Origin of the sequence: Cytobacillus eiseniae (genome assembly GCF_017874625.1) — a bacterium.
Classification (GTDB): Bacteria; Bacillota; Bacilli; order Bacillales; family Cytobacillaceae; genus Cytobacillus; species Cytobacillus eiseniae.
Genome location: NZ_JAGIKZ010000003.1, coordinates 100,317 through 114,348, shown reverse-complemented (window position 1 = coordinate 114,348; position 14,032 = coordinate 100,317). Strand labels below are relative to the sequence as shown.

Sequence of the window (14,032 nt, the reverse complement as noted above, 5' to 3'; positions counted from 1 at the left end):
CCAACCTTATCTTAATTAGCAACAATATTTGCCAAAACAGCAAAAAACAAACACAGCTCAAATGGATGGCTGTGTTTGTTTTCACTTTTCAAGGAACTTCAGTCCTATTCATTATTTTTTCTCCCGATGTTCTTCATTTAATCTTTTTATCTCCGCAATCAGCTCTTTCATATCCTCTTTTGCAGTCGGGTATGTATGATTCCAGTGCTGTATAAGCGGTGGCATCGACTTGGCAATATGTGAATATAAGATCCATGCTAATACTTTTTCTTTTAATTCTGTGTCTGATTGACCAATAAGCAATTCTGTATATTTTTCTAATAAGCCATCCATTTGCGCATTCATTTGTTCGCTCACCTATATCATCTTTCCTTCCTCTTTTTCTTTCTATAAAATCCTTTTTCAATTCATAAGAATCCCAATTACGGTAACAATAAGCAGACATAATGTCAAAGCGAATGGTGATTGCTTCATGAGAAGTTGGATGAAAAAAAAACGGAATAATGAACAAGAAACCAAAGAAGCCAAGGATGAATGGGAAGGGGAATTTATCAAGTCGAAGGACTATACCATCACTAATTATCGGAATCAAAAGAGTCATCTTCAATTTCACCTGACCTTTATGTCCACATTAGTTGATGAACAAATCCTTCAGCAAAGCGCTCTTCCCTATTTATTAGAGGGGGATCTGCAAACAATTGAGGATGTTAAGGAATTAATCCCGCTAGCAGATGTTGACGTTTCAAATGATAAAACGAAAATTGAACAAAATCTGATGAATGGGTATGTCATGATTACGCTTGAAAATCAAAAGGATCAATTTGCATTCATTGGTTCACAAAAGGAAATCTCACGTGGCTTAACGACACCGGAAATTGAATTTTCAGTAATTGGACCAAAGGAAGCCTTTGTTGAATCCATTGGCCAAAATTTAAATTTAATACGAAAAAGATTGCCTGTTAAAGAACTTATTATTGAGGAAATTACACTAGGAAGCTTATCAAAGACAAGAATCGCCATGCTCTATATGGACGGAATTACAAATGAAGAGAATGTCAATACAGTTAGACAACGGCTGAAAAATGTTGAATTTGACGCCATTACAGACAGTTCCTATATTGTTCAGCTCATTGCGGATAATTCGAATTCACCATTTCCACAATTACTGGATTCAGAAAGGCCAGATCGGGTTGCAGGTACATTGGCCGAGGGGAAAATTGCGATTGTTGTCGATGGTTCGCCTCATGTACTAATCACACCAACCACATTAATCGAATTCTTCAGCTCATTCGAAGATTATTTCTTAAATTGGATTTTATCCTCCTTTTTCAGATTAATTCGAGTTGGAGCTGTCCTGTTTTCGCTTCTTATTACACCGATTTATGTTGCTGTGCTTTCTTATCATTATGAACTCATTCCAATCGATTTGTTGGGAACATTAGTTGCATCAAGAAGGCAAATTCCACTTCCCCCAATTCTTGAAGCGTTATTTCTCGAACTGACCATTGAACTACTAAGAGAAGCTGGGGCTCGGCTACCGACAAAGGTTGGTCAGACGATTGGTATCGTAGGGGGAATCGTAATCGGAACAGCTTCTGTTGAGGCTGGACTAACGAGTAATATTCTATTAATTATTGTTGCCTTAGCTGCCCTTGCTTCATTTACCACTCCAGTATATAAGATGGGCAATACGATTCGTTTTTTGCGTTTTCCATTTTTGTTGTTTGCAGAGCTATGGGGATTGCTTGGTATTGTTTATGCCTTTTGTATTTTGATCACACACTTAATACGACTGACCTCTCTCGGACGGCCTTTTTTGGAACCTCTTTATCCACCGAGAATAACTGATTTAAAGGATTCATTTATCAGACTTCCGTTTAAATTTCAATCAAAGCGCCCTCTCTTTCTTAGAACGAAAAAACAAGAGCGCTACAATGAAAAAAAGGCAAAAGCGAAAATAGGCATCGATATTGATGAGTAAAGGGGGAGATGTATGAATGCCAGAACAACCAATTGCAGATAAATTTAAAATATCTCCTTTTTTAGTTCTTTATATGATTATGTCGATGCAAATTGGCATTGGAGTCCTAGGCTACCAACGGATCATAGTGGCAGAAGCGAAAAACGATGCATGGATATCTGTATTAGTTGCTGGTTTCGCTTTACAATTCATTCTTTGGATGATTTATAAAATCAATGAGACGGTGAATGGTGACATTGTTACCGCACATATTTATGTGGCTGGTAACTTTGTCGGAAAACTTCTAAGCTCTATCTTCATCATCTACTATTTTATACTCTCATTGACTGTACAGCGATCCTATCTTGAGGTGATCCAAGTATGGATGTTTCCAAAAATGAGCATTTTCTGGTATACACTCGCGTACATGATCCTTTGTATTTATATTATTTACGGAGGGTTTCGGACAGTTGTCGGGATTGCCTTTTTCGGGCTTGTTCTTCCATCTTATCTATTTCCAATTTTCGGCTTTAGTTTAAGCTTGGGCGAAGTGAATCACCTCCTCCCTATTTTTGAACAATCAATAAAAGACATCTTGCTTGGTGCCTATAAGATGTCACTAACCTTTATTGGTTTTGAAGTTGTTTTATTTTTTTATCCATTTATTAAGGAACCAAAAAAGTCGAAGAAATGGGCACATCTAGGCTTATTACTTACAACGCTAATTTATACATGCATCATGATTATTACTATCACGTACTTCTCAATGGATTTATTAGCAAAGTCTATATGGGCATCACTTTCCATGTGGAAAATTGTCAATTTCCCCTTTGTTGAGCGGTTTGAATACATCGGGATCGCTACATGGAGTCTAGTTATTCTGCCTAATATTTGTATTGCTCTATGGATTTCATCGAGGCTTATGAAAAGGATATTTAATCTCCAGCAAAAAAAAGGGGTAATATTTATAGCTATGGCTACTTTATTCGCAATTAACTTTTTTCCAACACGTGTAGAAGTCAATCTTTTAAATAATTTAACAGCAAAAGCTGGGTTTGTATTTACTTTCATTTATATCCCCTTGCTGTTTATCGCTGTGATGATCGCTAAGAAGGTGAAAAAAACATGAGTTATAGATCCCTATGTATTGCCATGGTCATCCTTTTCTTATCTGGATGTGTCGACAAGAGCATTATCGATGATATTAATATTCAATCCGCTGTAGCAATCGATCAAATTGAAGGCGATCCAGAAAAGATAAAAGGAATGATATTAATCCAAAATTACTTGCCAGATCAAGCAGTGGAAAATATTCGATTTACATCAACCGGAAAAATAAGAAGGGATCTTTTACTGAATATCCAAAAGAAGTCATCCCAGCCCATTGTTGTTGGTGGATTAATGGTCACCATTTTCGGTGATAAAATATCGGATTATGGCATTGCCGAGTATGTTGATGTATACATGAGAGAATCAAGTGTTGGAACAAGAAATTATCTTGCTACCTCTAAAAGTAGTGCGATCGGGATTCTAGCTGGGGAGTATGGGCCTCGCGGAAATGCAACTTATCTTCGAAATTTGATTGAGCATAATATTGAGCACAGAGATGTGCCTAAAACAAATCTCCATATTTTTCTGCGTGATTATTATTCAAGAGGAAAAGACCCTTACCTCCCAGAGATTAACGGTGTAAGTAAAGATGAAGTTGAAATTAGTGGCATCAGCCTATTTAAAGGCGATAAAGAAATTGATGTTCTGCCGAAGAATAAAATGTTTTACTTCAAATTACTCGTTGATAATTATAGCAATGGCAATTTCTTAGTTACCCTGGACAAACATAAAACAGCTATGGTCAAAAGTATTAAATCTAAACGAAAAATTAAAATATCAAAGGATCATCCTAATAAGGTTACATTTGAAATTCATATTAATGGAGTAGTAACAGAATATACAGGGGGGAAAGTGACAGAGAAGGTTTCAAAAGAAATTGAAAAGGAATTAGAGAAAAAGGTAAATGACGAATGCATGAAATTATTAACCCAATTTCAAGAGCAACAAATCGATCCGATTGGGATTGGCCTGGCATATAAAGCAAATATTCGTGGCACAGCTAAAAAAGGTAAAAATTGGATCGGAGAGGAATATCCAACTCTTTCATTCGATGTTAAGACAAAGATTGATATTCGAGAGTCCGGAGTAATCGAATAAGAGCGGGGCCATATAGGTCACCGCTCTTTAATCATTATTAGAAAACATATATTTTTTATGATGGTAGCGAATGGAGAAAATCAAGCTCATTGCCAGCATATTTCCCATTAAGGAGCTTCCGCCATAACTAATAAATGGCAAAGGAATGCCGGTAATCGGCAGCAATCCAATCGTCATCCCGATATTTTGGAATACGTGGAACGTAATCATACTAATGACACCCACACAAATATACGTATAAAACTTATTATTCGTTTCCATCCCTACTTTTGTTAGATGATAGATAAGCATGAAAAATAAGCTAACTAATATACTTGCACCGATAAATCCAAATTCCTCTCCAATAATACTAAAGATGAAATCTGTATGACTCTCTGGCAAATAAACCTCTCTCGTCCCATACCCTTTCCCACTTGTCTCTCCTGAGCCAATCGCAAGAAGTGACCTTGTTAATTGAAAACCTGTTGAGCTTTGGTAATTATAAGGGTCAATCCATGAATAAATCCGTGCAAATTGGTATTCCTTTACACCTAAAAATTTCTCTAAAATCTCTGGATGCCAAAGAACAAAATAGAAAATAACAGCAATCAACGTTACACCCGTACCGAAAATAGGTGCCAGCAGCTTCCATGTGATTCCTGATATAAAAATCATTCCTAGCATAATCGCAATAAAGACTAGGCCCGTTCCAAGATCAGGCTGCTGCATGACTAATAAGAGAGGCACCGCCGTAAATAAGCCAATCTTTATTAGTAGCCATAAATCCGTTTGCATCGTTTTGATGGCATTTTTCTGGTGATGATCATCAATTACCTTTGCTAGCACGAGTATGATAAATACCTTCACAAGCTCGGCAGGTTGAAGCGAACCCATTCCCGGTACCCGATACCATGCTTTCGCCCCATTAATGACAGGAGCGATACTGCTAGGAGCTACAATTAGAAAACCTAGAAGAAAGATCCCTATACCATATACATACCAGGATATTTTCTTTAACTGATCGGAGTCTAAAGTGATCACCGCTGCAATAATTCCGGTCCCAACCACATACCAGACGATTTGCTTTAATAAAAAGTTTTCCTTATATTGACCAGTCGTCTGGGCACTGTAAATAGAAATACAGCTGACTAAAAACAATAAAAGTAAAATTAACACTAAACTAAAATCAAGTCTAGGGGGTGTTGTCGTTTTTTTTTGTGTCATTCGCTTTCTCCCGTTAATCTAAAATGACAGATGCAATTCCTCTTTAAAGGCATTTCTCTTGTCCAAAAGTTAATTATATTTTTTCCAAGAGGAAATCACAACTACGAAGTGATCATTGCCTAAGAATTTCTAGTTTCTAAAGTACTTTTCTTGCACATCCTTCTTCATCCATTCTATATTATTTGGAACTTGCGGGATTAAATACCCAATAAATAGAGGTGTCGTAATAAAACGTGGAATCATTTTCGCATAAATCTCATCTTCATACAGATAGAAAAATAAATTATAACTGCTGCACTTAAATGGAAAGCTGTGTAAAATATAATGAGCAGCCGTCTGAATATATTTAGCAAAAAAAGTAATATCCTGAATATCTCCGAGCTTTACATTAAACTCATAAAATCCTACTCTTGGTGCAGTTGAGATTGAAAAGACCGTCCCTTGATTCTCGCTAATTATCAGCCCTTCGAAATCGCTTGCCTCCACTTTTTCTGTGTAATCAATCTCGTTCAGACCAATTATTTGCATATGTGGGTGGGCAATCGTTCCTCCAGATAACGGACCATGATTTTTAAAGAATATAACCGATTGAAATTCAACTTCTTTCATCATTTCTAACCAGTGGGTTAAACCAAAGCGAATCAGCTTCATTAAATGATCTGCTGAATAAGTAGACAATTCCCCATCACATTCATCTGTTTCAATTAATACCGTTTGATACGTATGTTCAAGCACAGGGTATTTATTTTTCAATAAAATAATTGAACCATCAACTGCTAAAATATCTGTTAGCTGTTCTTTTGCACAAAAAGGACAGCTTTGTTCTTTATTACGGATACTGTTCGGCTTTTGTTGACCGATTCCAGTATTAAAGGATAGATGTGTTTTTGTCATATTTTTTGCACCTGCTTTTTATCTGTCTCCCATCTATTTTAATAAACAATCGATGAATTAGCGAGAAGAAAGCTTGTATAGAAAAAAGCACATCCAATGCAATGTGATGTGCTTTTCCTTAAGCTTATTGTATGTCTAGCTCAACTTCTGAATGTTCATGTAACCCTTCATCATTATTTACATGTATTTTCACAAGGAAAGTGCCACTTGAAGGGAATGAATAGTCTCCAAGATATTCTCCTTCATTCTTTTCCTCTAACTCTACCCATACTGGGGTTGAGCCATTCTGAGAAATTTCCAATCTTACTCTAGCCTTATTAAGAGGCTCTTCCCCTTTTTGTAAATGGACAGATAGGGGGATTTGTTCATTCGATTGAATCGCATCTGGTTTTTCTAAATGAATGGTTACATCTCCGTGGTGATGGCTTTCTTCATTTGTTTGATTGTCGCTATGATGCGCGTCTTCTTCCACTTCACCAATTTGAATCGATTCTGTTGGCATTGTATGCATATTTCTTGCTGTTACATGTGATTGCACATGATATTTTCCATTTTCTTTGAAAGAGTGGCCTACACTATATTGTCCATTCTCCGTATGTGAGGCTTCAACCATTTCACTTTGATCCTTTAGACCATCTTTCCATATTTCAAATTTGACTTCACTTGCATCCTCCACAGGTTCCTCACCTTGTGTTACATGGACCGAAAGCATAATCTCTTCATCCAGCTCCCCAGTTTCCGGAATTTCTATCGCCGCTTCCAATATTTGTGGAACCTCTTCCTTGCTCGTATCCTTTTCTATTTCCTTGTCACTACATCCTGCCAACATAAGCAGAACTGCAAATATGCTAACCATAAATTTCTGCATAGAAACGCCCTCTTTCTATTATATTTACTCTCGTTAATATACTTTTAAAATGTGATAAAAGAATGAAAACGATGAAATAAAACACCTTATCATTTTGAACATTTTGTGACAATGTAATACCAAAACAGACACAACATAACGAAACATAACAAAAGTCACAGTAAGTTAGATTGTTTTCATGTAATTTTAAACATGGCACGAAAGAAGGTGATTCAAATTTACGAAAAAACCTATACACCAGATGAAATCGCCAAAATGTTTAAGATATCCAAAAATACGGTATATGAGCTCATTAAACGCGGAGAGCTTCATGCATTTAAAGTAGGAAATAAAATGAGAATAGAGGAAAGTGAAGTCACTCGGTTTAAAGAGGGCAGCAAACCATCACAAGCTCCCTATTCAGGCAATAACGCTCATCAAAGTCAAATCCTACATATCGCTGGCAGTCATGATTTTTTAATTGAGCAATTAATTAAATACATAACTGGACAAGCAAATGACATCTCCATCCAGCCAACCTATGTTGGCAGTTTAGAAGGATTAATGATGCTATATAAAGGAAGCTGCGATGTTGCTGCCATGCATCTTCTTGATCCTACATCTAAGGAATACAATCTCCCTTTTATTAAACAGCTTTTTGTTCATGAAAAGATTTCTGTCATTCGACTTGCTGAAAGAGAACAAGGCTTAATCACTGCAAAGGGAAATCCAAAGCAGATCTTTAGTATTAAAGATCTCGCACGTAAGGATATTCGGTTTGTTAATCGGCAAAAAGGGGCTGGGACCCGTTTTCTGCTAGATTCGCTATTAGCTGAGAACAAGATTGACCCATCTGACATTTTGGGGTATGAGGTTGAGGAATGGAATCATTTATCTACTGCTTCCTATATTAGTGGAGGAATTGCTGATGTCACATTTGGCATTCGTTCAGCAGCTACTAAGTTAGGGCTAGACTTCATTCCGATCGAGAAGGAAAAATTTGATCTTATATTTAAATGGACAAGCAAAAATGAGAAGGCCATTGAATTTTTAATTGACATTTTGCAAGTCACCGATTTCAGAAATAGCATCAATCAATCAGAAGGATATGATGCATCAGAGTTAGGGAGAGTTATGTTCGAAACAAAAAATTGGAGGAAAACAAAATGAAATGGAATCGTATATTAACTTATAGTTTGATTGCCTTGCTTTTATTTATGATGACAGCATGCTCGAACGGAACAGATGATACAGCCAAGAAGGAAGAACAAACAGATGCAGTAGTAGAAGAAGTAACTGATTTAATTCTAGCAACGACAACGAGTACACAGGATAGCGGATTACTTGATGTATTAATTCCGATGTTTGAAGAAGACAGCAACACAAATGTAAAAACAATTGCTGTTGGAACAGGACAAGCATTGGAAATGGGAACAAAAGGGGAAGCTGATGTTCTTCTCGTTCACGCACCTGCTTCTGAATTAGAGCTTGTTGAAAGCGGCGATGCAACAAACCGTCAACGAGTGATGTACAATGATTTTATTCTAATCGGGCCTGCTAGTGACCCATCTGCTGTTAAAGGAATGGAAGTTCAAGAGGCATTCCAAAAGCTATTCGATGATGGAGCAGTCTTCATTTCAAGAGGCGATGATTCTGGTACACATAAAAAAGAATTAGATGTTTGGAAATCACTTGAAATTACACCAGGAGAAAATGCTGGTTACACTGAAACAGGACAAGGAATGGGGAACACACTTCAAGTAGCAGCAGAAAAACAAGGCTATGTCATTACTGATCGTGCAACTTATTTAGCACAGAAGGAAAATCTAGATCTAGAGATTTTAGTTGAAGGTGACGAAGACCTTCTAAATATTTATCATGTGATGCAAGTAAATCCTGATAAGCATGACAAAGTAAATAGTGACGGGGCAAAAGCTTTCGTTGAATTTATGATTAGTGATGATACACAAACAATGATTGAAAAATTCGGACAAGAGGAATACGGCGAGTCTCTTTTCTTCCCTTATACGGAATAAGCAAAATCGGTAGTACCTGAGGTCTTTGCCGTACAAATTGGAAGGACTGAGGAAACACGGTTTGCGTGAGTGCTACCATGCTTGGAGCAGTACTCTTGATTTTCATGTATGTGGAGTAATAAGCGGAGAAATTCCGCTTAACCTCTCTAAATTAAACAAAATCCATCGATTTTGATCAAATAAGCGGAAAAACTCCGCTTATTTTTGAGGAAATACAGGTATTTCCCAATTTAACCGGAATTTTTCCGCTTATTTTTCAAACACAATAAAATTAATAGAACCAATCAGTTAAAAAGAGGACAAATTCGCCAATTTGTCCTCGTTGTACATACAATCAATCTGTTTAGAAAGCTGGAATGACAAATGGAACTTTTAATAGAGGGAATGAAAAAAGCAATAGAGATGCTGCTCTCAGGTGATCCTGAAATCTTCCAGATTACATGGCTTACATTACGGGTATCCTTAACAGCTGTCCTGATTAGCACACTTGTTGGCATACCAATAGGAATTCTCTTAGGTTTGACCCGTTTTCCAGGAAGAAGACTTCTACTCATTATTATTAATATTGGCATGGGGCTTCCTCCCGTTGTTGCAGGATTATGGATTACGATGCTGCTTTGGCGATCAGGTCCATTAGGAGACTTCTCTCTATTATATAGTCCATTTGCCATTGTCTTGGCACAAATCCTCGTTTCACTTCCTATTATTATTGGACTAACCTGCAGTGCTTTTCAGCAAATTGATGAGAAAATGCTTCTCCAAATTAGAGCACTCGGTGCCACAAAGCTTCAATCTGTTACCCTATTATTGCGGGAAGCGAAAATTGCCATTCTCGCTGCAATCATTGCTGGATTTGGACGAGTGATTGCCGAAGTTGGAGCCGCAATGATGGTAGGCGGGAATATCCGAGGTGAAACACGAATCTTGACGACCTCGATTGTCATGGAAGTATCTAAGGGGAATTTTGATGTCGCATTAGCACTCTCCTTCTTGTTGATGAGTTTAGCCTTTATTATTACCTTCCTTCTAACAAATTTACAGCAAAGGAACAAAATCCAATGAATCCGATCATTCGTCTTGAAAACATTCACTATAGGAACAAAGATCGTATGATTCTATCCGTTCCACAATTATCAATTGAGCAAGGTGAAATCCTTGGCATTATGGGGCCAAATGGGGCAGGAAAAAGCACATTACTAAAAACACTTTCCTGCTTGCAAGCTCCTTCTGCGGGCAGGATTTTTTATCATCATAACGCATTACCCACAAAAAATATCCCCTTAGAGCAACGAAGAAAATGGGCAGTCGTTCTCCAGCAAACACTTATTTTTGATACGACGGTTTTTCATAATGTGGCTGCTGGGTTAAAAATCCGCCATGTTCCGAGAAAAGAAATAAAGGAAAAGGTGGAATTTTGGCTTGAGAAGTTTGGAATTGCGCATCTTGCAAAGAAAAATGCACATCAATTATCAGGTGGAGAGGCACAAAGGGTTAACTTAGCTAGAGCACTCATTTTAGATCCAGAAGTATTGTATTTAGATGAGCCTTTTTCCGCTTTGGATTTTCCTACGAAAGTAAAGCTGCTAAAGGATTTTAAATCAATTATAAAGGATACGGATATGACAACTATTTTCGTTAGTCATGATTTAACAGAAGTGAAATTTATGACCGATCGCCTGGCCATATTAATGAATGGAGAAATTGTTCAAATTGGCTCGACTCTCGATGTTGTAACCAACCCGAATGCTTACTCCGCTCCATTTATGAACGAGATGCAATTGCCGATTGAGGAATGAACAGCATAGAATGTATATGCTGTTTTTATTTTTGAGTAATCTACTTTTTTGAATTGATTGAATATTCTTTTTATTGTATAATGAGGACACGATCTTTAAATACAGTTGGGATTGGAGGAGACATAAATTCATGGGGACTATCCTCAAAGCTCCACTTGGCGGAATTCTTTGGACAATGGCTGCAACACTGCTATTCTATATCTTTTTTGGCTTATCCCCTCTCACAATTGTCTGCTTTATGATTGGGGTCTTTTTAACAGCCGGTCATTTTATTTGGGATGAGTATAACTATTATGATAAGCAGGGAGAGAGTCAATGGATTGATCAGAATTTTACCTCCATCGATTAAAAGGGAGAGAGCTTGACTATACTGGTTGTATCCCCTTTTAATCGCTTCCAATAGGAGGCACTTTTTTTTGCCCTTTTTACGAAGGTCTTTTCACAATTATTGGATTAGACTTAAAAATTGTTTCGTACGCTCTTCTTTAGGTGAGGAGAAAATAGCCTCGGGCTTCCCTCTTTCGATAATTACACCGCCATCCATGAATAGCACTTCGTCTGCTGCTTCTTTTGCAAACCGCATTTCATGGGTAACTACAACCATCGTCATTCCTTCATTTGCAAGATCCTTCATTACCTTTAATACTTCACCAACAAGCTCCGGATCGAGAGCAGATGTTGGTTCATCAAATAGCATAACCTTTGGCTCCATCGCAAGAGCACGTGCAATGCCAACACGCTGCTGCTGACCGCCTGATAATTGGAATGGGTAATAATCCAGTTTGTCTCCTAATCCTACCTTGGTAAGGAGCTGGACTGCTTTTTTTCTTACTTCTTCCTTGTTATTCTTTTTCACTGTCACTGGCCCTTCCATGACATTTTCAAGGGCCGTCATATGTGGAAAAAGGTTATAGCTTTGGAAAACCATCCCTGTTAGTCTTCTAAAAGGAGGAATCTCCCTTTTTGAAATCGGCTTATTAAAATCTAATGACTGATCTTCGATATGGATCACGCCTGAGGTTGGTGTCTCTAAAATATTGAGGCATCTTAGCATCGTTGTTTTCCCAGATCCCGATGGACCGATCACAACGACCACTTTTCCCTTTTCTACCTCTAAATCAATTCCCTTTAATACTTCCAGCTGATCAAACTGCTTATGCAAACCTTTAATACTTATCATTTGAATACCCCTAGCTGGTCATTGCCTGTTTTTTTCGTTAATCTTCTGCTTTTTGCTGTTTTATTGGCTGCTTTTTCGATTGATTGGCCGCTCTTTACTGTTTATCGGACACTTCTTTTAATTTATTGGCCACTTCGCTAGATATCTATGAAACAAAGCGATCCAGTCTTTTTTCCAATCGACCTTGAACAATAGAAAGTAGGAAACAAATGATCCAATAAATAAGCGCTACTTCTAAATACAATAGTAAAAATTCATAATTGGTTGCGGCAATCTCCTGTGCTCTTCTGAACATTTCAGTAACTAAAATCATCGCTGCTAATGATGTATCCTTGACTAAGCTAATAAAAGTATTTGATAACGGAGGCAGTGAAACTCTTGAAGCCTGCGGCAATATTACTCTCTTTAAAGTTTGTGGATAGGACATTCCGATTGAATAGCCTGCCTCCCATTGCCCTTTAGGAATGGATAAAATTGCTGCACGAATAATTTCAGATGCGTAAGCTCCTACATTTAAAGAAAAACCAATAACTGCAGAAGGAAATGGATCAATAACAATGCCAACTGTTGGAAGTCCATAGAAAATAATAAATAATTGCACAAGCAATGGCGTTCCTCGAATGGCTGACACATAAATTCTTGCAATCATCTGCAAAGGCTTAATTGCAGAGATTCGTGCTAATGCGGTTAAAACAGCTAAAATAATCCCACAAATAAATGAAATCAATGTCAGTGGGATCGTATATACAATGGCTCCCTCCAGCAAAGGCTGAAGGGAATTTTTTGCAATTTCTATTAGACGCGAAACCCTTTCCGGATCCGCAAAAATACTATTCAAGAACATTTACACCAAACCATTTCTCGGAAATTTCTAAATAAGTTCCATCCTCGATCATTTCATTTAATGCTTTATTCACTTCTTCAATAAGTGTCTCACTGCCCTTTCTGAACATTAAGCCACTTTTTGAAGCATCATCAAGTGTATCAGCTATTTCAACTGGCGCATCTGGCTTATTCTTTTTGAAGTCTAAAAATGAAAGGTTGTCATTAATTGTGACGTCCGCACGCTTGGAGTTAATCAGCTCAATTGCTTGGTTGAAGCCTTCCACCCCTACAATTTCTGCTCCATTTTCTCTAGCTAAATCTGCATAATTACTAGTCATAGATTGGGCAGCTTTCAATCCTTCAATATCTTCAAAGCTTGTAACCGCTTCGTTGTCTGTATGCTTAATTAATACTCCTGCTGAAGTAATATACGGATCAGAAAAGTCATACTTCTCTTGACGATCTGGACGAATGCCAACTTGGTTAGCAATCATATCAAAGCGTTTTGAATCTAATCCAGCAAATATAGCATCCCATTGTGTTTCCATAAAGACTGGCTCAACACCTAATCTTTTCGCAACTTCTTTTGCGATTTCCACATCAAAACCAGTTAACTCTCCCTTGTCATCATGGAAAGTAAACGGTGGGTATGTTCCTTCTGTTCCAACTAATAGTTTGCCTTCATCCTTTACTTTTGCAAGTAAATCCTCTGTATTATCTTTTGCTTGATTTTCTGTATTCGTATTCTCTTCTGATTTAGGCGCAGCTTCATTTGATCCGCAAGCCGTAATCACAAGGATTAAACTAAATAATAGTGCTAATAATGAAAACTTTCTCACTTTCAATCCCTCAATTCTTATGTGTTTTGTCGGCATTAATAATAGTAGTACAAGAAGGCCCTTCTGTCAAAAGAAAAATATCTATTTCAACTTATCTTTTCCCAACAAGGGAAGCTTCAATCCACCCAGGCACTTTTTCTTTATTTTGCACTTCTTTACGTACTTTTCATAATGAGCTGACAGATCATACATAAATTGCTACAAACAGAAGAAAATAAGGATTGAATGAAAGGAGGAGAGCAAC

At 37.4% G+C, this 14,032-nt stretch carries 15 protein-coding genes; 8 read left to right on the top strand and 7 right to left on the bottom strand.

All coding sequences use genetic code 11. The annotated features are described in order from the left end of the window. Positions 1 to 111 precede the first annotated feature (111 nt). Complete coding sequence (locus J2Z40_RS04735) at positions 112 to 345, bottom strand: DUF2573 family protein (RefSeq protein ID WP_245349982.1); 234 nt, start codon at positions 343 to 345, stop codon at positions 112 to 114. A 127-nt stretch (positions 346 to 472) separates the two neighbouring features. On the opposite strand from J2Z40_RS04735, the gene J2Z40_RS04730 reads away from it, so the two are divergent. Genes J2Z40_RS04730 through J2Z40_RS04720 form a run of 3 tightly spaced genes read left to right on the top strand, consistent with a single transcriptional unit; the run spans position 473 to position 4,168 of the window. Continuing rightward, the gene (locus J2Z40_RS04730) at positions 473 to 1,981 is read left to right on the top strand and encodes a spore germination protein (RefSeq protein ID WP_066397421.1); all 1,509 of its coding nucleotides are present in this window, start codon (positions 473 to 475) and stop codon (positions 1,979 to 1,981) included. Between the two features lie 16 nt (positions 1,982 to 1,997). Further along, complete coding sequence (locus tag J2Z40_RS04725) at positions 1,998 to 3,089, top strand: GerAB/ArcD/ProY family transporter (protein WP_066397425.1); 1,092 nt, start codon at positions 1,998 to 2,000, stop codon at positions 3,087 to 3,089. Continuing rightward, positions 3,086 to 4,168 carry a Ger(x)C family spore germination protein gene (locus J2Z40_RS04720; RefSeq protein ID WP_066397427.1) on the top strand — a complete coding sequence of 361 codons (1,083 nt, stop codon included), beginning with the start codon at positions 3,086 to 3,088 and terminating at the stop codon, positions 4,166 to 4,168. Before J2Z40_RS04725 ends, J2Z40_RS04720 begins: the two co-directional genes overlap by 4 nt. Before the next feature lie 27 nt (positions 4,169 to 4,195). Here J2Z40_RS04720 and J2Z40_RS04715 read toward each other — a convergent pair whose 3' ends face one another. From J2Z40_RS04715 to J2Z40_RS04705, 3 genes are all read right to left on the bottom strand, one after another. Then, complete coding sequence (locus J2Z40_RS04715; protein ID WP_066397429.1) at positions 4,196 to 5,371, bottom strand: FtsW/RodA/SpoVE family cell cycle protein; 1,176 nt, start codon at positions 5,369 to 5,371, stop codon at positions 4,196 to 4,198. A 129-nt stretch (positions 5,372 to 5,500) separates the two neighbouring features. Beyond that, a complete protein-coding gene (locus J2Z40_RS04710; protein WP_066397431.1) occupies positions 5,501 to 6,265 on the bottom strand; it encodes a DUF4931 domain-containing protein in 765 nt (254 codons plus the stop codon). Between the two features lie 124 nt (positions 6,266 to 6,389). Beyond that, positions 6,390 to 7,133: a FixH family protein gene (locus tag J2Z40_RS04705; protein ID WP_066397434.1), complete on the bottom strand. Its 744-nt coding sequence runs from the start codon at positions 7,131 to 7,133 to the stop codon at positions 6,390 to 6,392. A 192-nt stretch (positions 7,134 to 7,325) separates the two neighbouring features. Between J2Z40_RS04705 and J2Z40_RS04700 the strand changes: the two genes are divergently transcribed. The 5 genes from J2Z40_RS04700 (at position 7,326) to J2Z40_RS04680 (ending at position 11,293) form a co-directional block, all read left to right on the top strand. Further along, the gene (locus J2Z40_RS04700) at positions 7,326 to 8,282 is read left to right on the top strand and encodes a substrate-binding domain-containing protein (protein ID WP_157087844.1); all 957 of its coding nucleotides are present in this window, start codon (positions 7,326 to 7,328) and stop codon (positions 8,280 to 8,282) included. Then, complete coding sequence (locus J2Z40_RS04695) at positions 8,279 to 9,148, top strand: ABC transporter substrate-binding protein (protein ID WP_066397437.1); 870 nt, start codon at positions 8,279 to 8,281, stop codon at positions 9,146 to 9,148. The genes J2Z40_RS04700 and J2Z40_RS04695 overlap by 4 nt, the downstream gene beginning before the upstream one ends. Before the next feature lie 363 nt (positions 9,149 to 9,511). Next, complete coding sequence (locus J2Z40_RS04690) at positions 9,512 to 10,210, top strand: ABC transporter permease (protein ID WP_066397440.1); 699 nt, start codon at positions 9,512 to 9,514, stop codon at positions 10,208 to 10,210. Further along, positions 10,207 to 10,944 carry an ABC transporter ATP-binding protein gene (locus J2Z40_RS04685; protein WP_066397448.1) on the top strand — a complete coding sequence of 246 codons (738 nt, stop codon included), beginning with the start codon at positions 10,207 to 10,209 and terminating at the stop codon, positions 10,942 to 10,944. Before J2Z40_RS04690 ends, J2Z40_RS04685 begins: the two co-directional genes overlap by 4 nt. A 130-nt stretch (positions 10,945 to 11,074) precedes the next feature. Next, a complete protein-coding gene (locus J2Z40_RS04680) occupies positions 11,075 to 11,293 on the top strand; it encodes a hypothetical protein (RefSeq protein WP_066397450.1) in 219 nt (72 codons plus the stop codon). Between the two features lie 96 nt (positions 11,294 to 11,389). Here J2Z40_RS04680 and J2Z40_RS04675 read toward each other — a convergent pair whose 3' ends face one another. The 3 genes from J2Z40_RS04675 to J2Z40_RS04665 form a co-directional block, all read right to left on the bottom strand. Beyond that, positions 11,390 to 12,124: an amino acid ABC transporter ATP-binding protein gene (locus tag J2Z40_RS04675; protein WP_066397451.1), complete on the bottom strand. Its 735-nt coding sequence runs from the start codon at positions 12,122 to 12,124 to the stop codon at positions 11,390 to 11,392. 145 nt (positions 12,125 to 12,269) lie between these two features. Further along, entirely contained in the window at positions 12,270 to 12,968 is a 699-nt protein-coding gene (locus J2Z40_RS04670; RefSeq protein ID WP_066397453.1) for an amino acid ABC transporter permease, read from the bottom strand. Then, positions 12,955 to 13,788 (bottom strand): transporter substrate-binding domain-containing protein, encoded by an 834-nt coding sequence (locus J2Z40_RS04665; RefSeq protein ID WP_066399529.1) that lies wholly within the window; start codon positions 13,786 to 13,788, stop codon positions 12,955 to 12,957. The genes J2Z40_RS04670 and J2Z40_RS04665 overlap by 14 nt, the downstream gene beginning before the upstream one ends. Positions 13,789 to 14,032: the final 244 nt, after the last annotated feature.